The 26,110-nt window shown below is 70.1% G+C and carries 23 protein-coding genes; 13 read left to right on the top strand and 10 right to left on the bottom strand.

The window, feature by feature from the left end; genetic code table 11:
* Positions 1 to 3: 3 nt before the first annotated feature.
* Positions 4 to 2,409, bottom strand: coding sequence for a phosphoenolpyruvate synthase (gene ppsA, locus P6F26_RS06145; protein ID WP_278027779.1), 2,406 nt, complete (start codon positions 2,407 to 2,409; stop codon positions 4 to 6).
* Positions 2,410 to 2,568: 159 nt separating this feature from the next.
* Between ppsA and P6F26_RS06140 the strand changes: the two genes are divergently transcribed.
* The 6 genes from P6F26_RS06140 (at position 2,569) to P6F26_RS06115 (ending at position 9,684) form a co-directional block, all read left to right on the top strand.
* On the top strand, positions 2,569 to 3,477 hold the full coding sequence (locus tag P6F26_RS06140) for a LysR family transcriptional regulator (RefSeq protein ID WP_278027778.1): 909 nt from the start codon (positions 2,569 to 2,571) through the stop codon (positions 3,475 to 3,477).
* A 111-nt stretch (positions 3,478 to 3,588) separates the two neighbouring features.
* A complete protein-coding gene (locus P6F26_RS06135) occupies positions 3,589 to 4,077 on the top strand; it encodes a formate dehydrogenase subunit gamma (RefSeq protein ID WP_278027777.1) in 489 nt (162 codons plus the stop codon).
* On the top strand, positions 4,074 to 5,588 hold the full coding sequence (locus P6F26_RS06130) for a formate dehydrogenase beta subunit (RefSeq protein WP_278027776.1): 1,515 nt from the start codon (positions 4,074 to 4,076) through the stop codon (positions 5,586 to 5,588). Before P6F26_RS06135 ends, P6F26_RS06130 begins: the two co-directional genes overlap by 4 nt.
* Before the next feature lie 142 nt (positions 5,589 to 5,730).
* A complete protein-coding gene (gene fdhF / locus P6F26_RS06125; protein ID WP_278027775.1) occupies positions 5,731 to 8,655 on the top strand; it encodes a formate dehydrogenase subunit alpha in 2,925 nt (974 codons plus the stop codon).
* A 2-nt stretch (positions 8,656 to 8,657) separates the two neighbouring features.
* The gene (fdhD, locus tag P6F26_RS06120) at positions 8,658 to 9,488 is read left to right on the top strand and encodes a formate dehydrogenase accessory sulfurtransferase FdhD (protein ID WP_278027774.1); all 831 of its coding nucleotides are present in this window, start codon (positions 8,658 to 8,660) and stop codon (positions 9,486 to 9,488) included.
* Positions 9,478 to 9,684: a formate dehydrogenase subunit delta gene (locus P6F26_RS06115; RefSeq protein WP_278027773.1), complete on the top strand. Its 207-nt coding sequence runs from the start codon at positions 9,478 to 9,480 to the stop codon at positions 9,682 to 9,684. The genes fdhD and P6F26_RS06115 overlap by 11 nt, the downstream gene beginning before the upstream one ends.
* 19 nt (positions 9,685 to 9,703) lie before the next feature.
* On the opposite strand, the gene P6F26_RS06110 is transcribed toward P6F26_RS06115, so the two are convergent.
* Genes P6F26_RS06110 through P6F26_RS06100 form a run of 3 tightly spaced genes read right to left on the bottom strand, consistent with a single transcriptional unit; the run spans position 9,704 to position 14,004 of the window.
* Positions 9,704 to 10,915, bottom strand: coding sequence for an efflux RND transporter periplasmic adaptor subunit (locus P6F26_RS06110; protein ID WP_278027772.1), 1,212 nt, complete (start codon positions 10,913 to 10,915; stop codon positions 9,704 to 9,706).
* A gap of 19 nt (positions 10,916 to 10,934) precedes the next feature.
* The gene (locus P6F26_RS06105) at positions 10,935 to 13,292 is read right to left on the bottom strand and encodes an ABC transporter permease (RefSeq protein WP_278027771.1); all 2,358 of its coding nucleotides are present in this window, start codon (positions 13,290 to 13,292) and stop codon (positions 10,935 to 10,937) included.
* A 4-nt stretch (positions 13,293 to 13,296) separates the two neighbouring features.
* Entirely contained in the window at positions 13,297 to 14,004 is a 708-nt protein-coding gene (locus tag P6F26_RS06100) for an ABC transporter ATP-binding protein (protein ID WP_278027770.1), read from the bottom strand.
* Positions 14,005 to 14,168: 164 nt separating this feature from the next.
* Between P6F26_RS06100 and P6F26_RS06095 the strand changes: the two genes are divergently transcribed.
* Positions 14,169 to 15,938 carry an IlvD/Edd family dehydratase gene (locus P6F26_RS06095; RefSeq protein WP_278027769.1) on the top strand — a complete coding sequence of 590 codons (1,770 nt, stop codon included), beginning with the start codon at positions 14,169 to 14,171 and terminating at the stop codon, positions 15,936 to 15,938.
* A 242-nt stretch (positions 15,939 to 16,180) separates the two neighbouring features.
* Here P6F26_RS06095 and P6F26_RS06090 read toward each other — a convergent pair whose 3' ends face one another.
* The 4 genes from P6F26_RS06090 to P6F26_RS06075 all read right to left on the bottom strand — a co-directional run bounded on the left by P6F26_RS06090 (position 16,181) and on the right by P6F26_RS06075 (position 19,378).
* Positions 16,181 to 16,813, bottom strand: a complete 633-nt coding sequence (locus P6F26_RS06090) for a DUF1638 domain-containing protein (RefSeq protein WP_278027768.1) — start codon at positions 16,811 to 16,813, stop codon at positions 16,181 to 16,183.
* A gap of 74 nt (positions 16,814 to 16,887) precedes the next feature.
* Positions 16,888 to 17,721 carry an EamA family transporter gene (locus P6F26_RS06085; RefSeq protein ID WP_278027767.1) on the bottom strand — a complete coding sequence of 278 codons (834 nt, stop codon included), beginning with the start codon at positions 17,719 to 17,721 and terminating at the stop codon, positions 16,888 to 16,890.
* A gap of 23 nt (positions 17,722 to 17,744) precedes the next feature.
* Positions 17,745 to 18,467 carry a metallophosphoesterase gene (locus P6F26_RS06080; RefSeq protein ID WP_278027766.1) on the bottom strand — a complete coding sequence of 241 codons (723 nt, stop codon included), beginning with the start codon at positions 18,465 to 18,467 and terminating at the stop codon, positions 17,745 to 17,747.
* A 203-nt stretch (positions 18,468 to 18,670) separates the two neighbouring features.
* Entirely contained in the window at positions 18,671 to 19,378 is a 708-nt protein-coding gene (locus tag P6F26_RS06075) for a corrinoid protein (protein WP_278027765.1), read from the bottom strand.
* A 259-nt stretch (positions 19,379 to 19,637) separates the two neighbouring features.
* Between P6F26_RS06075 and P6F26_RS06070 the strand changes: the two genes are divergently transcribed.
* Both P6F26_RS06070 and P6F26_RS06065 read left to right on the top strand, forming a co-directional pair.
* A complete protein-coding gene (locus P6F26_RS06070; protein WP_278027928.1) occupies positions 19,638 to 20,726 on the top strand; it encodes a PA0069 family radical SAM protein in 1,089 nt (362 codons plus the stop codon).
* 87 nt (positions 20,727 to 20,813) lie between these two features.
* The gene (locus P6F26_RS06065) at positions 20,814 to 21,413 is read left to right on the top strand and encodes an SAM-dependent methyltransferase (protein ID WP_278027764.1); all 600 of its coding nucleotides are present in this window, start codon (positions 20,814 to 20,816) and stop codon (positions 21,411 to 21,413) included.
* 11 nt (positions 21,414 to 21,424) lie between these two features.
* Here P6F26_RS06065 and bmt read toward each other — a convergent pair whose 3' ends face one another.
* Together bmt and P6F26_RS06055 are read right to left on the bottom strand one after the other, a co-directional pair.
* Complete coding sequence (gene bmt / locus P6F26_RS06060; protein ID WP_278027763.1) at positions 21,425 to 22,444, bottom strand: betaine--homocysteine S-methyltransferase; 1,020 nt, start codon at positions 22,442 to 22,444, stop codon at positions 21,425 to 21,427.
* 316 nt (positions 22,445 to 22,760) lie between these two features.
* The gene (locus P6F26_RS06055) at positions 22,761 to 23,075 is read right to left on the bottom strand and encodes a DUF1476 domain-containing protein (RefSeq protein WP_278027762.1); all 315 of its coding nucleotides are present in this window, start codon (positions 23,073 to 23,075) and stop codon (positions 22,761 to 22,763) included.
* Between the two features lie 170 nt (positions 23,076 to 23,245).
* On the opposite strand from P6F26_RS06055, the gene purC reads away from it, so the two are divergent.
* The 4 genes from purC to purQ are packed head-to-tail and all read left to right on the top strand — an operon-like array spanning position 23,246 to position 26,010.
* Entirely contained in the window at positions 23,246 to 24,007 is a 762-nt protein-coding gene (gene purC / locus P6F26_RS06050) for a phosphoribosylaminoimidazolesuccinocarboxamide synthase (RefSeq protein ID WP_278027761.1), read from the top strand.
* 49 nt (positions 24,008 to 24,056) lie between these two features.
* Positions 24,057 to 24,287, top strand: a complete 231-nt coding sequence (gene purS / locus P6F26_RS06045) for a phosphoribosylformylglycinamidine synthase subunit PurS (protein ID WP_278027760.1) — start codon at positions 24,057 to 24,059, stop codon at positions 24,285 to 24,287.
* Positions 24,287 to 25,327: an alcohol dehydrogenase catalytic domain-containing protein gene (locus P6F26_RS06040; RefSeq protein WP_278027759.1), complete on the top strand. Its 1,041-nt coding sequence runs from the start codon at positions 24,287 to 24,289 to the stop codon at positions 25,325 to 25,327. Before purS ends, P6F26_RS06040 begins: the two co-directional genes overlap by 1 nt.
* 14 nt (positions 25,328 to 25,341) lie before the next feature.
* A complete protein-coding gene (purQ, locus tag P6F26_RS06035; protein ID WP_278027758.1) occupies positions 25,342 to 26,010 on the top strand; it encodes a phosphoribosylformylglycinamidine synthase subunit PurQ in 669 nt (222 codons plus the stop codon).
* The last annotated feature ends 100 nt before the right edge of the window (positions 26,011 to 26,110 follow it).

Raw genomic sequence — 26,110 nt, 5'->3', positions numbered from 1 at the left:
CCCTCAGCCGCGCGCCTTCTCGGCCTCCGCCACATTGCGCTTCACGTCGAGGAAGCTGTCTGGCGTGACCGAGATCGAGTGGATCCCGGCCTTCACGAGGAACTGCGCGAATTCGGGGTCGTTCGACGGCGCCTGGCCGCAGAGCCCGATCTTGCGGTCGTTCGCACGCGCCCGCCGGATCGCCTCCTCGATCATCCACATCACCGCCGGATCGCGCTCGCTGAACAGGCCGGACAGCGCCTCGCTGTCGCGGTCGATGCCCAGCGTCAGCTGGGTAAGGTCGTTCGACCCGATCGAGAAGCCGTCGAAGCGTTCCGCGAAGTCGTCGGCCCGGATCACGTTCGAGGGGATCTCGGTCATGACATAGAGCTGCAGGCCGTCCTTGCCCCGCTCCAGCCCGTGTTCGGCCATGACCTCGCAGACGCGGTCGGCTTCCTCCGGCGAGCGGCAGAAGGGCACCATGACCACGACGTTGTCGAAGCCCATCTCGCCGCGCAGAAGCCTCAGCGCCCTGCATTCCAGCGCGAAGGCCTCGCGGTAGAAGTCCGAATAGTAGCGCGATGCGCCGCGCAGGCCGATCATCGGGTTCTCCTCGTCGGGCTCGAAGAGGCGGCCCCCGAGCAGCTCGGCGTATTCGTTCGACTTGAAGTCCGAGAGGCGGATGATCACCGGGTTGGGATACCAGACCGCGGCGATGCGCCCCAGGCCCCGGGCCAGCGTCTCGACGAAGTAGGCGGTCTTGTCGTCGTAGCCCCGGGTCAGCTCGGCGATGGCCTCCTTCACGGCCTCGTCGCGCAGGTCGTCGTATCCCAGTAGCGCGAGGGGATGCGCGCGGATGACGTTGGAGACGAGGAATTCCATCCGCGCGAGGCCGACGCCGTCGGCGGGCAGACGCCACCAGCGCGTGGTCGAGGAGGGGTCGGCCACGTTCACCATCACCTTGGTCTGCGTTTGCGGGATGTCGTCGAGGCTGATGTCGTCCGTCGAGATCTCGGCGATGCCCTCGTAGATCACCCCGCGGTTGCCCTCGCAGCAAGACACGGTCAGGTCCTGACCGTCGTGCAGGTCGTGGGTCGCGGTGCCGGTGCCGACGATCGCGGGCAGGCCCAGTTCGCGGCTGACGATGGCGGCGTGGCTCGTGCGGCCGCCGTGGTCGGTGACGATGGCGGCGGCCTTCTTCATGATCGGCACCCAGTCGGGGTCCGTGATCGAGGTCACGAGGACGGAGCCCTCGACGAACCTGTCGATGTCGGCGGCGGTCTGGATCAGGCAGGCGCGGCCCGCCGCGGCGGCCGATCCCACCGCCAGTCCGTCCAGCAGCGCGGGGCCGGCGGGCTTCACGTCATAGGATTGCAGCACATGGGAATCGCGGCGCGATTCAACCGTCTCGGGCCGGGCCTGCACGATGAACAGCTCGTTGGTGATGCCGTCCTTGGCCCATTCCATGTCCATCGGCAGGCCGTAATGCGCCTCGATGGTCCTGGCCATGCGCGCCAGCGACAGCACCTCGGCGTCGGTCAGGGTGAAGCGGCCGCGTTCCGCCTTGGAGGTGGGCACGTTGCGCGTCTGCGCCTCGCCGCTCGCGCCGTAGATCATCTTGATCTCCTTGGCGCCGAGGTCCTTGGCCACGATGGGCGAAAGCGCGGGGTCGTCGAGGAATGGCTTGAAGATCTGGAATTCGTCGGGGTCGACCGCGCCCTGCACGACGTTCTCGCCAAGGCCCCAGGCCCCGGTGATCAGCACGAAGCGGTCGCAGCCCGTCTCGGTGTCGATGGAGAACATCACCCCCGAGGACGCCTTGTCGGAACGCACCATGCGCTGCACGCCGATCGACAGCGCGACGTCGAGGTGGTCGAAGCCGTTGAGGTTGCGGTAGGTGATGGCCCGGTCGGTGAAAAGCGAGGCATAGCAGCGGCGGCACGCCGACAGGAGCGCCTTCTCTCCGGTCACGTTCAGGAACGTCTCCTGCTGGCCCGCGAAGCTGGCGTCGGGCAGGTCCTCGGCCGTGGCGCTGGAACGAACGGCGACCGAAAGGGCCTCCTGGTCCGCCTCGCGGCACATCTGCGCATAGGCCTCGCGGATGTCGGTGGCGAGATCCTCGGGCCAGTGGCCCGCCTTGAAGGCGCTGCGGATGGCCTCGCCGGCCTCGTGAAGGGTGATCCGGTGCTCGTCGAGGGCCGCCATCTTCTCGCGGATCACCTCGGCCAGGCCGTTGGCCTCGACGAAGGCGCGGTAGGCGTCGGCCGTCGTCGCGAAGCCGCCCGGCACCCGGATGCCCTTCTCGCCGAGGGTCGCGATCATCTCGCCCAGCGAGGCGTTCTTGCCGCCCACCCGCGGCACGTCCTCGCGGCGGAGGTCCTCCAGCCACATGAGGTTTCCGGTCATCGCGATGTTTCCGTGCCTGGTCATGAATTCGTCCTCCCTGGACGCAGAAATGAACGTCTCGCTCCGCGACAGGGTGCCCGTCCGCACGCCGCGGCGCCTTGACCGGGGTCAAACCGGGGTCGCGCGCCCGTTCGATCGGGAATTTCGATTGAAATCCGCCTGGATGATTGCAAGATCGCGATCATGATCGCGAAGCTCGAGATGTTTCTGGCCGTCGCCAAGGAAGAGCACTTCGGACGTGCCGCCGAGAGCCTGGGCATCACGCAGCCCACGCTGTCCACGGGCATCCGGCAGCTCGAGGACATGCTGGGGGTGCAGCTGATCTTTCGCGGCCACCGCTACGGCGGCCTCACGCCCGAGGGCCAGCGCGCGCTGGTCTGGGCCCGCCGGCTGGTGTCGGACGCGCGCACCTTCCGCGACGAGATGCGTACCGCGCGGCACGGTCTGTCGGGCCACGTCCGCCTCGCGGTCATCCCCACCGCGCTGACATGGGCCGCGGCCCTGTCGGCGGGCTTTGCCGAGCGGCACCCCAACGTGCGGTTCACGATCCTGTCGCGGACCTCGGCCGAGATCCTCGCCATGCTGGAGAATCTCGATATCGATGCGGGCCTGTCCTACCTCGACAACGAGCCGCTCGGCCGCGTGGTGACGGTGCCCATCTACCGCGAGCGCTACACGCTGGTCTGCCGCGACGACAGCGACCTTGCCGCGAAGGAGCGGGTGAAGTGGTCGGACCTCGCCGGTCGCAGGCTGTGCCTGCTGACGCCGGACATGCAGAACCGGCGGATCATCAACCAGAACTTCATGGATGCAGGCGTCACGACCGAGGCGCAGGTGGAATCGAACTCCACCCTCGTTCTCGCCGCCCACGTCCAGCAGGGCGACTGGCTGACGGTGCTGCCCTCCGACATCGCCGAGATGCTGGCCGCGGCGCCCGGTCTCAGCGTGCGTCCCCTGCACGAGCAGACCGCGACTCATACGGTGGGCCTGGTCGCGCCCTACCGCGAGCCGCACACGCCGGTCCTCGCGGCGCTGCTGTCGGAGGCCGAAACCCTTGGCCAGGCGACGAAAACGGTCGCATCGAAGCGCTGAAGCGTCGCCTTTCATTCATTCGATTTTTCTATCGTATGACGGAACGGCGATATTGAAAGGGAATGAAGATCCGCGCAGTCTCCGCGGGCGCACGAAGCCCGGAGCCCGCAGATGCCTGCCAGCCACGCCACGACGTTCCCCGTTGCCGCAAGGCCTGATCCCGAGGAGATCGGCAGCCTGATCGCCGAGCACATGGGGTTGGAGGGCCCGCTTCTGCCGATCCTTCACGCGGTGCAGGCGCGCTTTGGCCATGTGCCGGGCGAGGCGCACGGCCCGATCTGCGACGCGCTCAACATCACGCGCGCCGAGTTGCACGGCGTTATCAGCTTCTACCACGATTTCCGCGAGCGACCCGCAGGCCGCCACGTCGTCAGGATCTGCCGCTCCGAGGCGTGCCAGTCGGTGGGCGCGGACGCGCTTGCGGCCCGCGTGCTCGACCGGCTGGGGCTGGGCTGGGGCGGCACCACGCCCGATGGCCGCATCACGGTGGAGCCGGTCTACTGCCTCGGGCTTTGCGCCTGCGGCCCGGCGGCGATGATCGACGACGAGGTGCGCGGGCGCGTGGACGCCGAGGCGCTGCTTTCGGAGGTGACGCGATGAGGATCTGGGTTCCCCGCGACGCCGCGGCGAAGGCGCTGGGCGCGGAGAGGATCGTGGCCGCCCTCGAGGCGGAGGCGGCGGCGCGGGGCCTCGAGATCGAGATCCGGCGCAACGGCTCGCGCGGGATGATCTGGCTCGAGCCGCTGGTGGAGGTGGAGCGCGACGGCGTGCGCCACGGCTACGGCCCGATGCGGCCCGAGGACGTGCCCGCGCTTCTCGACGGCGCGCTGGAGGGGCTGGGCCCGGTCGAGGAGATCCCCTTCTTCGCGCGGCAGGACCGGCTGACCTTCGCGCGCGTGGGGCGGATCGACCCGCTCGACCTGGCGGATTACGAGGCGCATGGCGGGCTTTCGGGCCTGCGCCGCGCGCTTGCGATGGAGCCCGAGGCGATCGTGGCGGAGGTGCGCGAAAGCGGCCTGCGCGGCCGCGGCGGCGCGGGCTTTCCGACGGGCATCAAGTGGGAGACCGTGCGCACGGCGCCTGGCGACCGGAAATACGTCGTCTGCAACGCCGACGAGGGCGACTCCGGCACCTTCGCCGACCGGATGCTGATGGAGGGCGATCCCTTCTGCCTGATCGAGGGCATGACGATCGCGGGCCTCGGGACGGGGGCCGAGACGGGCTTCGTCTATATCCGCTCTGAATATCCCGATGCGATCGAGGCGATGGGCCGCGCCGTCACCCTTGCACGGGAGGCCGGACTCCTCGGCGACGTCATGGGCTCGGGGCGGCGCTTCGACATCGAGATCCGCGTCGGCGCGGGCGCCTATGTCTGCGGCGAGGAGACCTCGCTTCTCAATTCGCTGGAGGGCAGGCGGGGCGTCGTGCGCGCCAAGCCGCCGCTGCCCGCGCTCGAGGGGTTCATGGGCCGGCCCACGGTCGTCAACAACGTGATCTCGCTGGCGAGCGTGCCCGTGATCCTCGAGAAGGGCGCCGCGCACTACGCGGGCTTCGGCCTCGGCCGCTCGAAGGGCACGATGCCGATCCAGATCGCGGGCAACGTCCGCCACGGCGGGCTCTTCGAGACGGCCTTCGGGATGCCGCTGGGGCGGCTCGTCGAGGAGGTGGCGGGGGGAACGGCCTCGGGCCGCCCGGTGAAGGCGGTGCAGGTCGGCGGCCCGCTCGGCGCGTATTTCGCGCCGGCGAAGTTCGACACGCCCTTCGGCTACGAGGAATTCGACGGCGCGGGCGGGCTGATCGGGCATGCGGGCATCGTGGTCTTCGACGACACCGCCGACATGAGGGGGCTCGCGCGGTTCGCGATGGAATTCTGCGCGGTGGAGAGCTGCGGCAAGTGCACGCCCTGCCGCATCGGCGCGGTGCGCGGCGTGGAGACGATCGACCGGATCGCGGCGGGCGACGCGGCGGCGCTGCCTCTGCTCGTCGACCTCTGCGAGACGATGAAGGACGGATCGCTCTGCGCGCTGGGGGGCTTCACGCCCTATCCGGTGATGAGCGCATTGGAGCAGTTCCCCGACGAGTTCGCGGGCGCGCGGGAGGCGGCGGAATGAGGGGGCGTCCGCGCGGCCCTCGGGCATCGGGGGTTCGCTGCCTGCGGCAGCGACCGGAGCGAGGGGGTTTCACCCCCTCGCGCTCCCCCGCGTATTTCTTGAAAGATGAAGCCGTGGGCCAGCAGGCAAGGGAGCCGAAATCATGAAGGACTTCATCATTCCCGCATATCCGCCCGGAGACGATCGCGACATGGGCACCCCCGTGAGGGCCGGCGCGCCCGTGCGGCTGACCATCGACGGGTTCGAGGTGACGGTGCCGGAGGGCACGTCGGTGATGCGCGCGGCGGCCGAGGCCGGGATCCGGGTGCCGAAGCTCTGCGCGACGGACAGCCTGGAGGCGTTCGGGTCCTGCCGGCTTTGCGTGGTGGAGATCGAGGGGCGGCGCGGCACGCCCGCCTCGTGCACCACGCCCGTGGCGCCGGGGATGGTGGTGCGCACGCAATCCTCGAAGGTGAAGAAGATCCGCCGCGGGGTGATGGAGCTTTACATTTCCGACCATCCGCTCGACTGCCTGACCTGTTCGGCCAACGGCGATTGCGAGCTGCAGGACATGGCGGGCGCGGTGGGCCTGCGGGACGTGCGCTACGAGGCGCCCGAGGGCGGGAGCCTCGCGACCCATTTCGAGGCGCGGAACACCTCCGGGGAAATGAACCCCGAGTGGGTGCCCAAGGACGACAGCAACCCCTATTTCACCTACGATCCCGCCAAGTGCATCGTCTGCAACCGCTGCGTTCGGGCCTGCGAGGAGGTGCAGGGCACCTTCGCGCTGACGATCGAGGGGCGCGGCTTCGGGAGCCGCGTGTCGGCAGGCGGGGCGGGGGACGACTTTCTCGCGTCGGATTGCGTGAGCTGCGGCGCCTGCGTGCAGGCCTGCCCGACGGCGACCCTGCAGGAGAAGTCGGTGATCGAGCTCGGCACGCCCGAGCGCTCGGTCGTCACGACCTGCGCCTATTGCGGGGTCGGCTGTTCCTTCAAGGCGGAGCTGAACGGCGACGAACTGGTGCGGATGGTTCCCTACAAGCACGGCGGCGCGAACCGGGGCCATTCCTGCGTGAAGGGCCGCTTCGCCTGGGGCTACGCCAACCACGCCGACCGGATCCTGCACCCGATGATCCGCGAGAGCATCGAGGAGCCCTGGCGCGAGGTTGGCTGGGAGGAGGCGATCGCCTTCGCCGCGCGCCGGCTTGCCGGCATCCAGAAGCGCCACGGGCGCAAGTCGGTGGGCGTGATCACCTCGTCGCGCTGCACCAACGAGGAGACCTTCCTCGTACAGAAGCTGACGCGCGCCGTCTTCGGCAACAACAACACCGACACCTGCGCGCGGGTCTGCCATTCGCCCACGGGCTACGGTCTGGGCCAGACTTTCGGGACATCGGCCGGCACGCAGGACTTCGACAGCGTGATGCAGGCCGACGTGGTCGTGGTGATCGGGGCGAACCCGACGGACGGGCACCCGGTCTTCGCCTCGCGGCTGAAGAAGCGGCTGCGCCAGGGGGCGAAGCTGATCGTGATCGACCCCAGGCGCATCGACCTGGTGAAGTCGGCGCATGTCAGGGCCGCCCATCACCTCGCGCTCCGGCCGGGAACCAACGTGGCAGTCGTGACGGCCCTGGCACATGTGATCGTCGACGAGAAGCTCCATGACGAGGCCTTCATCCGCGAGCGCTGCGACTGGGACGAGTTCCAGGAATACGCCGAGTTCGTGCGGGACGTGCGCCACTCGCCCGAGATGACCGAGATGCTGACGGGCGTGCCGGCGGAGGAGCTTCGCGCCGCCGCGCGGCTCTTTGCCACCGGCGGCAACGGGGCGATCTATTATGGCCTCGGCGTGACGGAGCACTCGCAGGGCTCGACCACGGTCATGGGGATCGCGAACCTCGCGATGCTGACGGGCAACATCGGGCGCGAGGGCGTCGGCGTGAACCCGCTGCGCGGCCAGAACAACGTGCAGGGCTCGTGCGACATGGGAAGCTTCCCGCACGAGCTGCCGGGCTACCGGCACGTGAAGAACGCCGACGTGCGCGCGATCTTCGAGGCCGCCTGGGGCGTTGCGATCGACCCCGAACCGGGCCTGCGCATCCCCAACATGCTCGATGCCGCCGTCGATGGCCAGTTCAAGGGGCTCTACTGCCAGGGCGAGGATATCCTGCAGTCCGATCCCGACACCAAGCACGTCGCGGCGGGGCTTGCGGCGATGGACTGCGTGATCGTCCACGACCTGTTCCTGAACGAGACGGCGAACTATGCGCATGTGTTCCTGCCGGGGTCCACGTTCCTGGAGAAGGACGGCACTTTCACCAACGCCGAGCGGCGCATCAACCGTGTGCGCCGCGTGATGGCGCCCCGGAACGGATATGCCGACTGGGAAGTGACGCAGCTTCTGGCCAACGCCGTGCTGAAGGAGGCCGGGCGCGCGGGCTGGCACTACACCCATCCCGCTCAGATCATGGAGGAGATCGCGGCGACCACGCCTTCCTTCGCGGGCGTGACCTACGACCTGCTGGAGGAGAAGGGGTCCGTCCAGTGGCCCTGCAACGAGGCGCGGCCCGAGGGCTCGCCGATCATGCATGTCGACGGCTTCGTGCGCGGCAAGGGACGGTTCATCGTCACGGAATACGTGCCCACCGACGAGCGCACCGGGCCGCGTTTCCCGCTCCTGCTGACGACGGGCCGCATCCTCAGCCAGTACAACGTCGGCGCGCAGACCCGGCGGACCCTGAACACCGTCTGGCACGACGAGGACGTGCTGGAGGTGCATCCCCACGACGCCGAGGTGCGAGGGATCAAGGACGGCGACTGGGTGAAGCTCGCCTCGCGGTCCGGCGAGACGTCGCTTCGCGCGGTGCTCACCGACCGGGTCAGCCCCGGCGTGGTCTACACCACGTTCCACCATCCCGGCACGCAGGCCAACGTGATCACCACGGATTTCTCCGACTGGGCCACGAACTGCCCGGAATACAAGGTGACGGCGGTGCAGGTGTCGCTGTCGAACGGGCCGACGGAATGGCAGAAATCCTATGCCGAGCAGTCGGCGCGGGCGCGTCGCGTCCTGCCGGCGGCGGAGTGAGCATGGCCGGAGGCCCCCGCGCGCGGGCGTCGTCGGGCGTCCTCGGCACCGCGCTGGCCGGCGGCGGCCGGCGCGACGTCACGCGCGCGCTGCCCGAGGAGACGCCCGTCGCGATCACGGTGAACGGCTCGACGCAGGCGGTGATGATGGCCACGCCCGCAGACATAGGGGACTTCGCCACGGGCTTCGCGCTGAGCGAGGGGATCGTGGCGCGCGTGGACCAGATCGAGAGCGTCGAGGCGGTCGAACTGCCCGGCGGTATCGAGGCGCGGCTTTGGGTCGCCGAGGCGCTGGCCGAGGCGCTGGGCGCGCGGCGGCGGGCGATGCTGGGCCCGGTGGGCTGCGGCCTCTGCGGGATCGACAGCCTCGCCGAGGCGGTGCGGCCCCTGCCGGAGGTTCTGGGCGGCGCGCGGTTCGGGCGCGAGGAGCTGGTGCGCGCGGCCGAGGCGCTCAGGGCGCACCAGCCGCTTCATGACCTGACGCGCGCGGTCCACGGCGCGGGCTTCGTGCAGCCGGGGCGGGGCATCACGCACGCACGCGAGGACGTGGGCAGGCACAACGCCCTCGACAAGCTGATCGGCGCGCTCGCGCGCGAGGGCGTCGCGGCGGCGTCGGGCGCGTTCGTGCTGACCAGCCGGGTGTCGGTCGACATGGTGCAGAAGGCGGCGATGGCCGGCGCGGGCACCGTCCTTTCGGTCTCGGCCCCCACGGCCCATGCGCTGCGGCTGGCCGATGCGGCCGGCATCACGATCGCGGCCTTCGCGCGGGGCGACGCGGTCGAGGTCTTTTCCCATCCCGAGCGGATCACGGAGTGCAGAAGCGATGTCGCATGACAAACTCGTCCGCATGGCCAACCAGATCGCGACCTTCTTCGCGACGCAGCCCTGCCCCGACAAGGCCGAGCGGGTGGCAGCCCACCTGAAGGACTTCTGGGGCCCCGAGATGCGCGAGGAACTCAAGGCCCACGCGCGGAGGGATGGCTGCGCGGATCTCGACGATCTCGTGCGCAAGGCGCTTCCGATGATCTGAGGCGCGGCCCGCGCCGACGTCAGAGCGTGGAGCGGTCCACGATCTTCACCCCGTCGGCCACGCTGTCGCCGGGATGCGTCACGATCAGGTCGCCCGCCTCGAGGCCGCCGGTGATCTGCGCCGTGCGCTGCCCGCGCCGCCCCACGGTCACGGTCCGTTCGCGGGCGACGCCGTCCTCCACCACGAAGACCGCCCAGTCCGCCTGCCGCCGGAACAGCGCGCCGAGCGGGACCTGAAGCGCGTCGGGGCTTTCCCATTCCACGATCCTGAGGAAGACCGAGAAGCCGTGGCCGAGGCCGGGGCGGGCCTCGGGCGGGCTTTCGATCGTGAAGATGGCGTCCACGCGCTGCTCTTCGATGCCGAGCGAGGAGACGCGCGTCTCGGCGGCGGGCTCGATCCGGCGCAGCACCGCCTCGAGCGCGTCGGGGCCGCCCCAGCGTTCCACGATGGCGCGGGTGCCCGGCCCGATGCGCACGGCGTCCGACGACAGAAGGTCGGCCACGATCTCGAGGTCGCGCGGATCGCCGACCGTCACCAGCGGCGCGCCCGCCTGCACCGGGTGCTCGCTGATCGTGCCGATGGACAGGACCACCCCGTCAGCAGGCGAGGTCAGCGTGACGCAGCAATCGTTCGCCACCGCCGCGCCGCCCTCGGGGCCGACAAGCGCGGCCTCCGCCCGCTCCAGCGCGCCCTCGGACATGGCCAGCCGCGAGCGCGCGGCTGCGACGGCGGCATCGGCGACGGCAAGGCGCTGGGCGGCCGTCTCCATCTGCGTCAGGGTCGACACGCCGCGATCGACCAGCGTCTGCGTGCGGTCGAACTGGAGGCGGGCGAACTCCTCCTCCTCCTCGGTCCGGCGCAATTCCGAGCGCGCGACGTCGAGCGCTGCCTGCGCCTCGGCCACGGACGCCTCGGCCTGCGCGCGGGCGCGGGCATCCAGAAGCGAGGGGCTGACCGGCTCGACCCTCGCGACCACGGTTTCGCCCGCGACGACGGGATCGCCGACCTCCACGGGGGCGCGCCGCGCGGTCCCGGTGATCGGGCTGGCCACCTCGTAGAGGTCCTCGATGCGGGTCTGGCCGTCGGCGTCGATCGTCACCTGCATCGGCCCGCGCGCGACCTCGACGAGGTCCACGGCGACCGCGTCCTCCCGGAAGGCGACATATCCGAGCCCCCCGATCAGGGCGACGCCTGCAAGGCCGAGGCCCACGGTTCTGACGCTCCAGGCCATTTCGATCACTCCCCTGACTTCATTCCCTGGTCTTCATGACGGCCACCAGGTCCATCCGGTCGATGCGCCGCCGGACCAGCATCACGGACGCGAAGCTCGCGAACAGCACGATCAGGCTGGCGCGCGCGAAGACCGCCGGGTCGAGCACCAGCGGGATCGCGTAGAGGTCCGACGTGAAGCTGTTGGACATCGCGGTCGCGATCCATGCCCCCATCAGCCATCCCAGCGGCTGGGCCAGGATGGCCACCAGCATGATCTCGCCGACCAGCACCGACGAGACCTCGGCCCGGCTGAAGCCGAGGATGCGAAGGCTCGCCAGCTCGCGCGCACGCTCGGACAACTGGATGCGCGCGCCGTTGTAGGTCACGCCCACGGTGATCAGGATGGCGATGCCCGCATAGACCGCGTTCACCACGACGATGTTCTGGCTGATGGTGTCCTCGAAGGCGCGGCGGTTCTCGTTCATCAGGATCAGGCCCGCCAGCGCCGGCGTCTCCTGCAGCGTCCGGTGAAGATCGCCGAGCGCGTCGGGATCGATCAGCACGTTGGCGACCGACATCCGGTCCGAGCGGCGGAACCGTGCGTCGAGAAAGTCGATGTCGGCATAGGCGCCGAGGCCGAGATACTGCTCCACGAGGCCCGTCACCGTCATCTCGTGCGTTTCCCTGCGGCCGGTCATGAATTCGACCTCCACCGCGTCGCCGACGCGCAGCTCCAGCTGCTCGGCCAGCCGCGTCGACAGAAGAAGCCCGCCCGGCGGCGCGACGATCGGGCGGCCATCGGCGCCGATCACGCGGCTGAGCGTGGCATTCTCCGGCCGCGCCTCGAGCGCGACACGCTTCTCGCGGGGGCCGTTGCGCAGCGTCGCGGAATGGAATTGCTGCGGCTCCACCTGCAGGACGCCGGGCAGCCGGGCGACCTCGGGCAGGGCGGTCCGGGGCAGGTCCTGCGTGAACATGATCATCGCGTCCTGCCTGTAGGTCTGGTTGAAGGCCACGTCGATGATATGGTTGAGCGCGCCGTACATGAAGCCCGAGGCGATGACGGCCGAGGTCGCCGCGCCGAGGCCCGCGGCGGTCAGGACGCTGCGCACCGGCCACCTGACGATGCTGCGCAGGACCATGATCGTCGTCTGGCGCAGGCGGGCGCGGCCCATCAGCCGGTCGAGCGCGCTTTGGCGGAACATCGGGGGCGCCGGGGGCTGCATCGCGATGGCGGGCGCGAGGCGCGCGGCCATCAGCGCCGCCCGCGCCGAGCCCAGCATCGTCGTCAGAAGCGCGATCAGCCCCGACATGGCGTAGACCCAGAGCGGCACGCGGAAGATGAGATAGGGGAATTCGAAGAAGCGCGCGTATTGCATGGCCATCAGCCGCGCGAGGACGGTCCCGAGGCCCCAGCCGATCACGATGCCCAGAAGCGCGATCATCGCTGCGAGCAGGAGGTAGTGCAGACAGACCTCCACGTCGGTGTAGCCAAGCGCCTTGAACAGCCCGATCTCCGACCGGTCGAGGGTCACGATCCGGCTGATCACCATGCCGACGAGGAAGGCGGAGATGGCGAAGAAGATCGGCGGCACGACCATCGCCATGCCGCGCAGCTGGTCGATCTCGGCCGACACGAAGCTGTCGCTCACCTGCGAGGACCGGTCGTAGGCGCCGAGGCCGCCATAGGCGTCGAGAATGGCGTCGAGGCGGTCCATGACGTCCTGCGGGTCCGCCACGCGGCTGATCCTGAGCGCGACGTGGTTGAATGCGCCCGCCATGTCGTAGGCGGCCGCGACCGTGGCCCGGCTCATCCACAGGATGCCGTATCCCTCGTTGTCGGGCATCAGCGCGCCGGGACCGATCGTGTAGATGAACTCCGGCGACTGCGCCGTGCCCGTGATCGTCAGCGCGCGCCGTTGGCCGTTGATGTTGGCGTGGAAGACGTCGCCCACGGCGAAGCCATTTGCGTCCGCGAAGGTCGTCGTCACCATCACGTCGCCGGAGGCCTCGGGATAGGTGCCCGTCTGAAGCACCGGCGCGTTCAGCAGCGGCGCGTCGTCGGCGGGCCACGACAGGATCCGCCCCATCGCGACCTCCTCCCGGCCGGGCAGGTCGAGGATCGCGGCGCCTTCGACCCGCGCCTCGGCCGCGTAGACGCCGGGGATCGCGGCGATCTCGGACACCAGCGTGAGGGGCGCGCGCTTGGCCTCGGCGAAGATGTCGGCGAAGCGGTTGCGCTCGTAATAGGCGTCGCGCGTGTCGGTCAGCGCGGTGTTCATGCCGAAGGCCGTCAACAGGATCGCGACGCCGCAGGCCAGAACCATCGCGATGGCCAGCCCCTGCAGCCAGAGCCGCCCGAAATTCCGCACCAGTTTCTTGTCCAGCGCGCGCATCGCCTCACCACGTGATTTCGCGCGGGGCCACGCGCGTTTCGTTCACCTGCACGCCCTCCACCCTGCCGTCGGCCAGTCGCACGACCCGGTGCGCCATCGCCTGGATGCCGGCGTTGTGGGTGATGACGACGGTGGACGTGCCGAGGGTGTCGTTGATCTCCTTCAGAACCTCCAGCACCTGCACCCCCGTCCGGCTGTCGAGCGCGCCCGTGGGTTCGTCGCACAGAAGCACCTCGGGGCGCTTCGCGATGGCGCGCGCGATGGCGACGCGCTGCTGCTCTCCGCCCGACAGTTCGGCCGGGAAATGGTCGAGCCGGTGCTTCAGCCCCACCATCTCCAGCGCCTCGCCCGGCTGCATCGGCGCGGCCGCGACGTCGGTGACGAGCTGCACGTTCTCGCGCGCACTCAGCGAGGGGACGAGGTTGTAGAACTGGAAGACGAAGCCGACATGGTCGCGCCGGTAGCGCGTGAGCGCCCTGTCGCCGAGGCCGGTCAGCTCGAGATCGCGGAACCAGACCCGACCGGAGCTGCCGTGATCGAGGCCCCCGAGGATGTTGAGAAGCGTCGACTTCCCCGAGCCTGACGCGCCCAGAAGCACGGCCAGCTCGCCCGCGTAGAGCTCGAGGTCCACGCCGGCGAGCGCGTGCACCTGCACCCCGCCCGTATCGTAGGATTTGCGCAACGCTTCCGTGCGGAAGACGAATTGGACCATGTCGCGTGCCTCTCCGGAGAGGTTTCGCAGATTCGCCCACGCCTGGAATTGATTTGCCTCAAGCGGGTCCGGGCGCGGGGCTTGTGATGGCCCCCCGCGCTGCGTAAGACTTGCGCTAGCCGTCCCAATATTCGGCCTCAAGTTTCAACATGTGGAACCGAGCGATGTCCAAGACCCGCGCCAACCGCCGCTACCGCAGCCAGGAATGGTTCGACAATCCCAACAATCCGGGCATGACCGCGCTCTACCTCGAGCGCTACCAGAACCAGACCTTCACCAAGGACGAGCTGCAGTCAGAGCGTCCGATCATCGGCATCGCGCAGACCGGTTCCGACCTGGTGCCCTGCAACAAGATCCACGTCTTCCTGATGGACCGGATCAAGGCGGGCATCCGCGACGCGGGCGGCATCCCGATGGAGTTTCCCGTCCACCCGATCCAGGAGACGGGCAAGCGCCCCACGGCGGCCCTTGACCGCAACCTGCAGTATCTCAGCCTCGTGGAGGTGCTTCACGGCTACCCGATCGACGGCGTGGTTCTCACCACCGGCTGCGACAAGACCACGCCCGCCATGCTGATGGGCGCAGCCACGGTGGACCTGCCGGCCATCGCGCTCAACGGCGGCCCGATGACGGACGGCTGGTGGCAGGGCAAGCGCGCGGGCTCGGGCACGATCATCTGGGAAAGCCGGCGGCTGCTCGCCGAGGGCAAGATCGATTACGACGAGTTCATGGCGCGCGCCTGCTCCTCCGCGCCCTCGCTCGGGCACTGCAACACGATGGGCACGGCCTCGACGATGAACGCGCTCGCCGAGGCGCTCGGCATGACGCTGCCGGGCGCGGCGGCGATCCCCGCGCCCTTCCGCGAGCGCATGGAGATGGCCTATCTCACCGGGCGCCGGATCGTTGGCATGGTCGAGGAGGACCTGAAACCGTCCGACATCCTGACACGAGAAGCCTTCCTGAACGCGATCAAGGTCAACACCGCCATCGGCGGCTCGACCAACGCACCGCCCCACCTGCAGGCCATCGCGCGCCACGCGGGCGTGGAGCTCGACGTGAGGGACTGGCAGACGCATGGCCGCGACCTGCCGCTTCTGGTCAACATGCAGCCCGCGGGCGAATATCTCGGCGAAAGCTTCTTCCGTGCGGGCGGCGTGCGGGCGGTGATGGGCGAGCTGCTCGCGGCGGGGCAGCTCGACGGGCGCGTGCGCACCGCGACCGGCCTCCAACTCGTCGAGGCGCTCGGCGGCGCGCGGAGCGTCGACACCGACGTGATCCGGTCCTTCGGGCAGCCGATCCGCAAGGAGGCCGGCTTTCTCGTGCTGTCCGGCAACCTCTTCGACAGCGCGCTGATGAAGACCTCCGTGATCAGCGAGGATTTCCGCCGGCGCTTCCTCGAAGGCGGGGTCTTCGAGGGCAGGGCGGTCGTGTTCGAGGGCCCCGAGGACTACCACGACCGCATCAACGACGAGAGCCTCGCCATCGACGAGACGACGATCCTGTTCATCCGCGGCGTCGGCTGCGTGGGCTATCCCGGCTCGGCGGAGGTGGTGAACATGCAGCCGCCCGACGCCATGATCCGAGAGGGTGTCCGCCACCTGCCCACCGTCGGCGACGGACGCCAGTCGGGAACCTCGGAAAGCCCCTCGATCCTGAACGCCTCGCCCGAGGCTGCCGTGGGTGGCGGGCTCGCGCTGCTGCGGACCGGGGACCGGGTGCGCCTCGACCTCTCCGCCGCCACGCTCGACGCTCTCGTCGACGAGACGGAATGGGAGGCGCGGCGCGAGGCCTGGACGCCGCCCGAGCTGCACCACCAGACGCCGTGGCAGGAGCTCTACCGCCGCCACGTGGGGCAGCTGGCCGATGGCGGCTGCCTCGAGCTCGCGACGGCCTACCAGCGCATCGCCCGCGACCTGCCGCGCGACAACCACTGAGGGGCGTGGCGCCGGCTGCGCCGACGCCGCGGCGAGCGCCGTCTCGGGACCTGAAGGCCCCTCGACGGCGCTGATGCCTCCGGCGGGAGTTTTCCGGCAAGGATGAAGGGGCGCTCGATCTCTCCTTCATCCTTGCGGATAAACCCTCGGGGGATCGTCAAGGGGGCAGACGGCCCCCTTGACCGGGGGTGCGGGGGCTGGCCCCCGCCGGGTCGGCGCGCACCGCGCGTCGAGCCCCGCGCTCAGAGCCTCGCCATGGCGTCCGCGAGATCGCCGTAGCCCGTGAAGCGGCGCTCGAACGCGAGGCCGAGCGCATCGGCGCAGGCGCGCGCCTTTTCGGTCAGGGCGGGATCGTCCGTCTGCGCCTGGTAGACGAGCGTCTCGTAGTTCCCGAAATACATGTCACGCAGCTCGGGGTGCCTGTCGAGGCCGAGGGGCCGTGTGACGAAGGCGTCGAACTGGCGCACCAGGAAGTCGGTCAGATAGAACGCGGTCATCTCGCCGCGCGCGGCGAAATCCGCGTTTCCCTCCAGGAAGCTGTAGCAATGCGGCCCTTCCAGCATCTCGACGCCGAGCGCCGCGCAGCGCGCCTGCAGAAGCCCGCCCGTCCCGCAATCGGCGTAGAGTACGAAGATCTCGAGGCCACCTTCGGCCCGGGCGGCTGTCACGGCGCGTTCCACCGCGTCGGGGATCCTTTCGGGGTGGTTGTGCAGGATGGCGGGAAGGCATTGCAGGTCGAGATGGTCCCATCCGTTGGCGCGCTTGAGCGCCAGGACCTCGTGTGCGAGTGCCCCGCATGCGATCAGCAGGACCCGGCCGCGCCCGGCGGGCGCGAGGCCGTCGCGCAGCAGTCCTTCGTCGTCGATGCCGTCCATGATGCCGTCTCCGATGCCGTCGCGTCCAATATGGTGGCGTGCCCGCGTCGCGCGCAATGGCCCCCGCGGCCGGGTCATGGCCTCCGGCGGCGTTGTCCGAAGACCGCGAGCGCGAGGCCGGCGAGAACGACGAGGGCGGCGAGGCCCTCTCCCGGGGTGATCGTCTCTCCCAGAGCGACGGCCGCGACGCTCACGCCCACGACGGGTATCAGGAGCGCGAATGGCGTGACCGCGGCGGCCGGGTGCCGCGACAGGAGCGCGCCCCAGATCGAGAAGCCGAGCACCGTGGAGATGAACGCGACGTAGCCCACGGCGAGCCATCCCTGCGCCGACAGGGCGGCGATCGCTGGCAGCGGGGCCGGCCCCTCGAAGGTCAGCGACAGGGCCAGCATCGGCAGCGGCGGAACGAGGCTCGCCCAGATGAAGAGCGCGGTCATGTCGATGCCCGGAAGTCGGCGCAGGACGAGGTTGCCGCAGGCCCAGGACAGGGCCCCGCACAGCACCAGCCCAAGGCCCGCCGTCGTCACGTTGCCGCCCCCCGCCACCCCGAAAAGCGCGAGGCCCGCGCAGGCCAGCCCGATCCCGGCCGCCTGCACGCGCCGCACCCTCTCGCCGTAGACGAGCGCCGCCAGAATGATCGTCAGCGGCGCCTGGCTCTGCAGGATGAGCGAGGCGAGGCCCGCCGTGACGTCGGCCTGCATGGCGCTGAACAGGAACGCGAACTGCCCGGTGTTGATGAAGGCCCCGATGCCGAGGATAGGCCACCAGCCGGCCGGGCGCGGGAACAGGAGGATCAGGGGCGTGAGGATGGCGAAGCGCAGCCCCACGAACAGGAGCGGCGGAAGCTCCTCGAGCCCGATCTTCATCGCCGTGAAGTTCGTGCCCCAGGCCAGCACGACCAGGAGCACGAGACCGACGTCGCGCGCGGGGATCAGCGGAGCCTCGCCACGGGAAGGCGCCCCGTGTCGGTCAGGACGAAGGCCTCGCGCCCCTCGATCGCGACGGCCGTCACCGGCCCGCCCCAGGCCGCGCCCGTGTCGATCGCAAGCCGGTTTCCATGATGCTCGGCCCGTGGCACGGGCGTGTGCCCGTGCACCACGAGGACCCCGTGATCCCGCGGATCGAGCAGGAAGCTGTCGCGGATCCAGATCAGGTCGTCCTCCGTCTGCTCCGCGACCGGGATGCCCGGGCGGATGCCGGCATGAACGAACAGGCACTCGCCCGCCGCGTGGGTCAGGGGCATCTCTGCGAGGAAGGCGCGGTGCGTCGCGGGCACGGCCGCGACGGCGGCGTCATGGGCGCGGCGCGCCGGTCCGTCGGGATCGACGCCGTAGGAGCGCAGCGTCTGCTTGCCGCCGACGTTCTCGCCGAGATACCGGCTGACGGACCAGCGGCCTGGACGCTCGGCGAGGAACTCGGCGAACATGGCGTCGTGATTGCCCTTCAGGACGACGACGCGCGGATCGTCTAGGACGCGCCGCGCCAGAAGCTCGACGACCCCCGCGCTGTCGGGGCCGCGGTCCACCAGGTCGCCGACATGGACGAGCGGCGCGTCGCTTGCGCCCGCGCGCGCGCGATCGGCCTCGACGCGCCCGTGCGCCGAAAGGAGGCCGTCGAGATGGCCGTGGATGTCGCCGATGGCGTAGATCGTCATGGGGCGGACCAAAGCCCGGCCGGGTGCCGGACGCAAGGGGGAGGGCGGCCCTCGCGTGGGGCCCGCGCCGGGGTGGAGCCTGCGGCCGAGGCGATAGCCATCGGCGCTGCGAGGGCGCTTCCGGCGCGGGCGGCGCGGGCCGCCGAGGGTGATCGCGACCGGGCCCGGGCCTGCGCGACGGCGGGCCCGACGCTTCGGACCTTTCAGGCGCCGGCGGCCATCTGGTTGTGCTTGCGCAGGACGAACTCCTTGGCCGTCTCCACCGCGACGGCGGCATCGCGGCAGTAGGCGTCCGCGCCGATCGCGCGGCCGAATTCCTCGTTCAGGGGCGCGCCGCCCACCAGCACGATGTAGTCGTCTCGGATGCCCTTCTCGACCAGCGTGTCGATGACGACCTTCATGTAGGGCATCGTCGTGGTCAGAAGCGCCGACATGCCGAGGATGTCGGGGCCTTCGGTCTCCAGCGCCGCGAGGTATTTCTCCACCGGGTTGTTGATGCCGAGGTCCACGACCTCGAAGCCCGCGCCCTCCATCATCATCGACACGAGGTTCTTGCCGATGTCGTGGATGTCGCCCTTCACGGTGCCGATCACCATCTTGCCGATGCGCGGCGCGCCGGTTTCCACCAAGAGCGGCTTGAGGATGGCCATGCCGCCCTTCATCGCGTTGGCGGCCATCAGGACCTCGGGCACGAACAGGATCCCGTCGCGGAAATCGTTGCCGACGATGGTCATGCCGCCGACAAGCGCCTTGGTCAGGATGTCGTAGGGCGTCCAGCCGCGATCGAGGAGGATGGTCACGCCTTCCTCGATCTCGTCGCGCAGGCCGTCGTAGAGGTCGTCGAACATCTGGCCGACGAGTTCCTCGTCGTCGAGCTCGGAGAGGATGATGTCGTCGTCTTCTGCGGCCATGGGTCTGCTCCGTCCTTAGCGGTCACCTGCGCCTTTGCAGCCAATCGTGGCAGGCGTCTGGGTGAATTGCGACATCACCTGCATCGGGAACGACCGCTGCGCAAATGAATAATCCGAGGGTTCCACATGAGGGCGGTGCATGTCGGGGATTGCGGGGCGCGAGGGGGCGGGTTTCGGGTCGTGCGGGCGATGCGGGCCCCTGCGCGCCGGCGCGGGCGGACGGCTTGACGATGTTCACCATATGTTCCATTCTCGTGCCATGTCGGCCAGCGATCCCCTTCACCGACCCCTTGACCGCGCGCGCGGGCGGGCGGCGCTTCGCAACGAGGCCGGGCGCTTCGAGCGGCACCGCCGCGTGGCCGAGCCCGACGGATGGGACCGCGACGAGGATCTCCCGCCTCTCAGGACGGAGGTGTCCGAGGAACGGCCGCGCCGGGCGATCACGCGCAACACCTCGCCCGGCATTTCCTTCGACCGCTCGATCAACCCCTATCGCGGCTGTGAGCATGGGTGCATCTACTGCTTCGCGCGGCCGAGCCATGCCTATCTCGGCCTGTCGCCCGGCCTCGATTTCGAGACGCGGCTGATCGCGCGCCCCGACGCGCCGCGCGTCCTCGAGGCGGAATTGCGCGCCGCCTCCTACAGGCCCGCGACCATCGCCATCGGCACCAACACCGACCCCTACCAGCCGATCGAGGGCGAGCGGCGGATCATGCGCGGACTGCTCGAAGTGCTGTCGGCCTTCCGCCATCCGGTGGCTGTCGTGACCAAGGGCGCGCGCGTGGAGCGCGACGCCGACATTCTCGGCGAGATGGGGCAGTCGGGGCTTGCGCGGGTCGGCATCTCGGTGACGACGCTCGACCCCGCCCTGTCGCGCCGGATGGAGCCGCGCTGCCCCGCGCCGGCGCGGCGGCTGGGGATGATCGAGACGCTGGCGAAGGCCGGCTGCCCGGTGCGGGTCATGGTCTCGCCGATCGTGCCGGGACTGACCGACCACGAGCTGGAGGCCATCCTGCGCTCGGCGCGGGACGCGGGTGCGGTGGCGGCGAGCACGATCCCCTTGCGTCTTCCCCGCGAGGTCTCGGAACTGTGGCGCGAGTGGCTGGCCGAGCATTACCCCGACCGGATGGGCCGGGTGATGTCGAAAGTGCGCGACATGCATGGCGGGCGGGACTACGACGCCGAGTGGGGCCGGCGCATGACCGGAGAAGGCCTGTGGGCCGACCTGATCGCCACGAGGTTTCGCCGCGCGGTGAAGGCGCTGGGGCTCGCGGTGCACCTTGAGCCCTTGCGCACCGACCTCTTTTCGCCGCCGCCGCGGCCTGGCGACCAGCTGTCGCTGTTCTGAGACGGGGGCGGCGAAGCCCGACGAAAGGGCTCGCCGGCGGGCCTGTGCAGGGCTATTGCATTGGTGGCCGGCAGAAGGAGCGCAGCGATGGACTGGGACACCCGCTATTCCGGAAGCGACTTCCTGTTCGGCACCGCGCCCGCCGATTTCCTGGTGCGCGAGGCGCCGCGCATCCCGAAGGACGCGCGCGTGCTCTGCGTCGCGGACGGCGAGGGGCGCAACGGCGTCCATCTCGCGCGGCTGGGCCACCGCGTCACCACCTTCGATTTCAGCGCCAACGCGGTCTCCAAGGCGCGCGGCCTCGCGGAGGAGGCGGGCGTCACGGTGGAGATGAACGTCTCGACGATGCAGGACTGGGACTGGTCCCGGAAATTCGACGCGCTGGTGGCGGTCTTCATCCAGTTCCTCGACCCCGAGGCGCGGGCCCAGGCCTTCGCCCGCTTCGCCGACGCGCTGCGGCCGGGTGGCCTTCTGCTGCTTCACGGCTACGCGCCGCGGCAGGTGGGCTACGGCACCGGCGGCCCCGGAGCGGTGGAGAACATGTATACCGAGGCGCTTCTGGCCGAGGCCTTCGCGGGCTGGGAGGTCCTGCTGAGCGCCGACTACGACGCCGAGATCCATGAGGGCGCCGGGCATTCGGGGCGCTCGGCGCTGGTGGATTTCGTGGCGGTCAGGCCCGGTGGCTGACGCGGCGCGGCTCAGTCCCTCGCGCGGCGGCGGCCGCGGCGCTCGCGGGGCGGGCCCTCCGCGCCGTCGGTCCCGTCCGAACCCGAAGAGAACCCGCCAAGCGCCTGGGCGATCTGGTCCAGCGTCGGCGCCTCGCCGCGCGGCTCGGTCTCGAGCGCCGCGCGCATGGCGCGCAGGTGCTCGGGCTGGGTGCCGCAGCAGCCGCCGATGATCGTGGCCCCGGCGTCCCGCGCCATCACGGCGTAGCGCGCCATCAGCTCGGGCGTTCCGTTGTAGTGGATGTGCCCGTCGACATATTTCGGGATGCCCGCGTTGCCCTTGGCGATGATCGGGCGCTCCGATCCGGCCGCGCGGAAGCCCAGCACGGTCCGCAGAAGGTCCGATGCGCCGACGCCGCAATTCGCCCCGTAGGCCAGCGGCGCGGGGTCCAGCCGTTCCACGAGGCCCGCAAGGTCGGCGGAGGTGAAGCCCATCATGGTTCGGCCCGCGGTGTCGAAGCTCATCGTGCCGCACCAGGGCATCCCGGCGAGGCGCGCCGCTTCGGCGGCGGCCCTGTATTCCTCGGCGGCCGAGATCGTCTCGACCCACAGGACGTCCGCGCCGCCGGCCTTCAGGCCTTCGGCCTGCTCGTGGAACATCTCCACGGCGCGCTCGTGCGTCAGGGCGCCCATCGGCGCCATGATCTCGCCCGTGGGACCCATGGAGCCCGCCACGATGACCGTCCGGCCGGCGGCGTCGGCGACGTCGCGCGCGATCTCGGCGGCGGCCTTGTTCAGCTCGAACACGCGATCCTGCGCAGCGTGCAGCTTTAGCCGCGCGGAGGTGCCGCCGAAGGAGTTGGTCAGGAACAGGTCGGATCCGGCCTCGACCGCGCCCTTGTAGAGCGTCGCGATGCGGTCGGGGTGATCGACGTTCCACAATTCCGGCGCATCGCCCGACTGCAGCCCCATGTTGAAGAGCGTCGTGCCCGTGGCGCCATCGGCGAGGATCCAGTCGCGGTCGGCGAGAAGAGCTGAAAGCGGGTCGGTCATCTTCGGTCTCCGTGGGGAGGAATGGGTGCGCGCGCGGCCATCTGAACGCTCGGCGTCATGAGGGCAAGTTTGAATTTCGCATCTTCGTCATGAGGCGGGCTCATGACGGGGGCGCAAGGGCGCGGCGCGGGACCTTGCGGCGGGGCCATCACGCCGGGCCTTCGGGGCGAGGTCGCCGCGCGCCTCCCGGCCTCCCACGGGCCGGTCGCACGGCGCGGCGCAGGCCCGGATCGGCGCGTCCGCGTCGGGTCTGCGTCGGGTTCGCGTCAGGGGCGCGGCCCCGGACGGCTGCGCGAGGTCCGGGCCCGCCCGAAGCTCAGTCGCCGTCGAGCAGTTGCCCCTTCGCCACCGCGAGAAGCTCGTCGTATTTCTTGCGGACCTCGGCCTCGGACACCCGCCCGCCGAGATCGCCGAGCACCTTGCGCATGACGTCCTCGTGGCCGGCTTCCTCGAAATCGGCGAGGACGACGGACTTCGCGTAGGCATCCGCCTCGTCGCCGGTCTTGCCGAGGATGTCCGCCACCCACAGGCCCATGAGCTTGTTGCGCCGCGCCTCGGCCTTGAACTGCATTTCCTGGTCGTGGGCGAACTTGTTCTCGAAGGCGTGCTCGCGATCGTCGAAGGTGGTCATCGGGATCTCCGTCTCGGGGTCGTCTGGTCGGTGGCGATCCTACGACCCGGCGCGCGGGCGCCGCAAGGCGCGATCGACGGGCCGCCTTGCGACACAGCGCGCTATGTCCTATAGCCTCGCGGCAACCGAAGGGCGCCTCCCGCGCCCTCGTTCATGTTTCCGGAGAGCACATGGCACGCCGCAAGAAGGTCTACGAAGGCAAGGCCAAGATCCTCTATGAAGGCCCCGAGCCCGGCACGCTGGTCCAGTATTTCAAGGACGACGCCACCGCCTTCAACGCCGAGAAGCGGGCCACGATCGAGGGCAAGGGGGTCCTGAACAACCGCCTGTCGGAATTCTTCATGACCGGCCTGAACGGGGTCGGGGTGCCGACGCACTTCATCCGCCGCATCAACATGCGCGAGCAGCTGATCCGCGCGGTCGAGATCATTCCGCTCGAGGTGGTCGTGCGCAACGTGGCGGCCGGTTCCATCTCCAAGCGGCTCGGCATCGACGAGGGCACGCCCCTTCCGCGGCCGATCGTCGAATTCTACTTCAAGAACGACGAGCTGGGCGATCCGCTGGTGGCCGAGGAGCACATCCTCGCCTTTGGCTGGGCCACCCAGCAGGACCTCGACGACATGGTCAGCCTCGCGCTGAGGGTGAACGACTTCCTCTCGGGGCTGTTCCTCGGCGTCGGCATCCGGCTGGTGGATTTCAAGATCGAGATCGGGCGGATCTGGGACGGCGACTACATGCGGCTGATCGTGGCCGACGAGATCAGCCCCGATTCGTGCCGCCTGTGGGACATCCAGACGGGCAAGAAGCTCGACAAGGACGTCTTCCGCCGCGACCTCGGCGACCTCGCGGACGCCTACACGGAGGTCGCGCGCCGCCTCGGCGTCATGCCGCAGGGACCGACCGGCGTGACCAAGCCCACGCTCATCAACTGAGGGCGGGCGCCGGTTTGCGTATTTGGGGAAAGATGAAGGGGCAGGGCGCATGAAGGCTTTGGTGACGGTGATGCTGAAGGACGGCGTGCTCGACCCGCAGGGCGAGGCGGTGAAGTCGGCGCTGGGGTCGATGGGGTTCTCCGGCGTCGAGGGCGTGCGGCAGGGCAAGGTGATCGAGCTCGATCTCGCGCCCGGTACCACCGAGGCCGAGGTCACCGAGATGTGCGAGCGGCTTCTGGCCAATACGGTCATCGAGAGCTACCGGGTGGAGATCGCCTGATGCGCGCGGCCCGGCTCACGGGCTGGCGCAGGCCGCTGGAGATCGCGCAGGTGCCCGATCCGCGCTGCCCGCCCGACGGCGTGGTGGTCGAGGTTCTGGCCTGTGGCGTCTGCCGCTCCGACTGGCACGCCTGGACCGGCGCCGATCCGGTGGAGCTGCCGCACGTTCCGGGACATGAATATTGCGGCGTCGTGGTGGAGGCGGGCCCCGAGGTCCGGTCGTGGTCCTGCGGCGACCGGGTGATCGCGCCCTTCATCCTCGCCTGCGGGACCTGTGGCGACTGCAGGGCGGGCAACCAGACGGTCTGCGCCGCGCAGGTCGTGCCGGGCTTCACCTGCGACGGCGCCTTCGCGACGCATGTGGCCGTGGCCCATGCGGACGCGAACCTCACGCGCCTGCCAGAGGGGATGGACCCCGCGCTGGCCGCGGCGCTGGGATGCCGGGTGACGACGGCGTGGCACGCGCTGACGGGCCGCGCGGGCCTGCGTCCGGGGGAATGGCTGGGCGTCTGGGGCGGGGGCGGCGTGGGCATCGCGGCCCTGATGCTGGGGCGGGCCATGGGCGCGCGCGTCGCGCTGGCCGATGTCGTGCCCGAAAAGCTCGCGCAGGCGCGCGCGCTCGGCGCGGAGGCCGTCATCGACGCGCGGCTGGACGATCCGGCGGCGGCGATGAGGGCGGTGACGGGCGGCGGCGCGCATGTTGCCATCGAGGCGCTGGGCTTCGCCGAGACGACGGCCAACGCGCTGCTGTCGCTGCGCAAGCTCGGCCGGATGGTGCAGGTCGGCATGCCGGCGGGAGAGCACGCGGCCATGCGCCTGCCGTGGGACGCCGTCTATTCCGGCCAGCTTTCCGTCCACGGCACGCGCGGGATGCCGGTGCATCGCTACCCGGCGCTTCTGGATTTCCTGACGGCGACGGGACTGGCCCTGTCGCCGATGATCGCCCGGCGCGTGAGGCTTTCGGACGCCTCGGCCGAGCTTGCCATGTTCGACGGGCCGGCGCCTCCGGGCGTCGCCGTCATCACCGACTTCGCCGCCTGAGAGGAACCTCGTCCATGAAAGCCGCCGTTCTCGTCTTTCCCGGCTCCAACTGCGACCGCGACCTCGCCGTGGCCTTCCGGGCCGCAGGTTTCGAGACGCCCATGGTCTGGCACAAGGAGACCGCGCTGCCGCCCGGCATCGACGTCGTGGGGGTGCCCGGCGGGTTCTCCTACGGCGACTACCTGCGCTGCGGCGCGATCGCGGCGAATTCGCCGATCATGCGCGCGGTCGCCGATTTCGCGGCGCGCGGCGGCCATGTGCTGGGCGTGTGCAACGGTTTCCAGGTGCTGTGCGAGACGCGGCTCCTGCCCGGGGTGCTGATGCGCAACGCGGGGCTGAAGTTCGTCTGCCGGAAGCAGGGCCTGCGCGTGGCCACCACCGACAGCCCCTTCACCAGCGCCTACAAGCCCGGTCAGGAGATCGACGTGCCGATCGCCCATCATGACGGCAACTACCAGATCGACGCGGACGGGCTTGCGCGGCTGCGGGCGGAGGACAGGATCGCCTTCACCTATCGCGGCAATCCCAACGGATCGGTGGCCGACATCGCGGGGGTCCTGTCGGGGAACCGGCGCGTCCTCGGCCTGATGCCCCATCCCGAGCGGGTGGTGGACGAGGCCCATGGCGGCACCGACGGCGCGGCGCTTTTCGCCTCGCTCGCCGGCGCGCTGGTCGCGGCGTGAGGCCCACTTGAGCGCATTCCGCCCGGGGCTTACTGTCGGGACATGAGCGTTTCGCAGACCAACCTCCGCCAGCCGGGGGAAGCGGCGCGCGGCAGGCGCC

It is taken from the genome of Roseicyclus salinarum (genome assembly GCF_029624655.1).
Taxonomy (GTDB): domain Bacteria; phylum Pseudomonadota; class Alphaproteobacteria; order Rhodobacterales; family Rhodobacteraceae; genus Roseibacterium; species Roseibacterium salinarum.
This window is presented reverse-complemented; position numbering and strand designations above follow the sequence as displayed.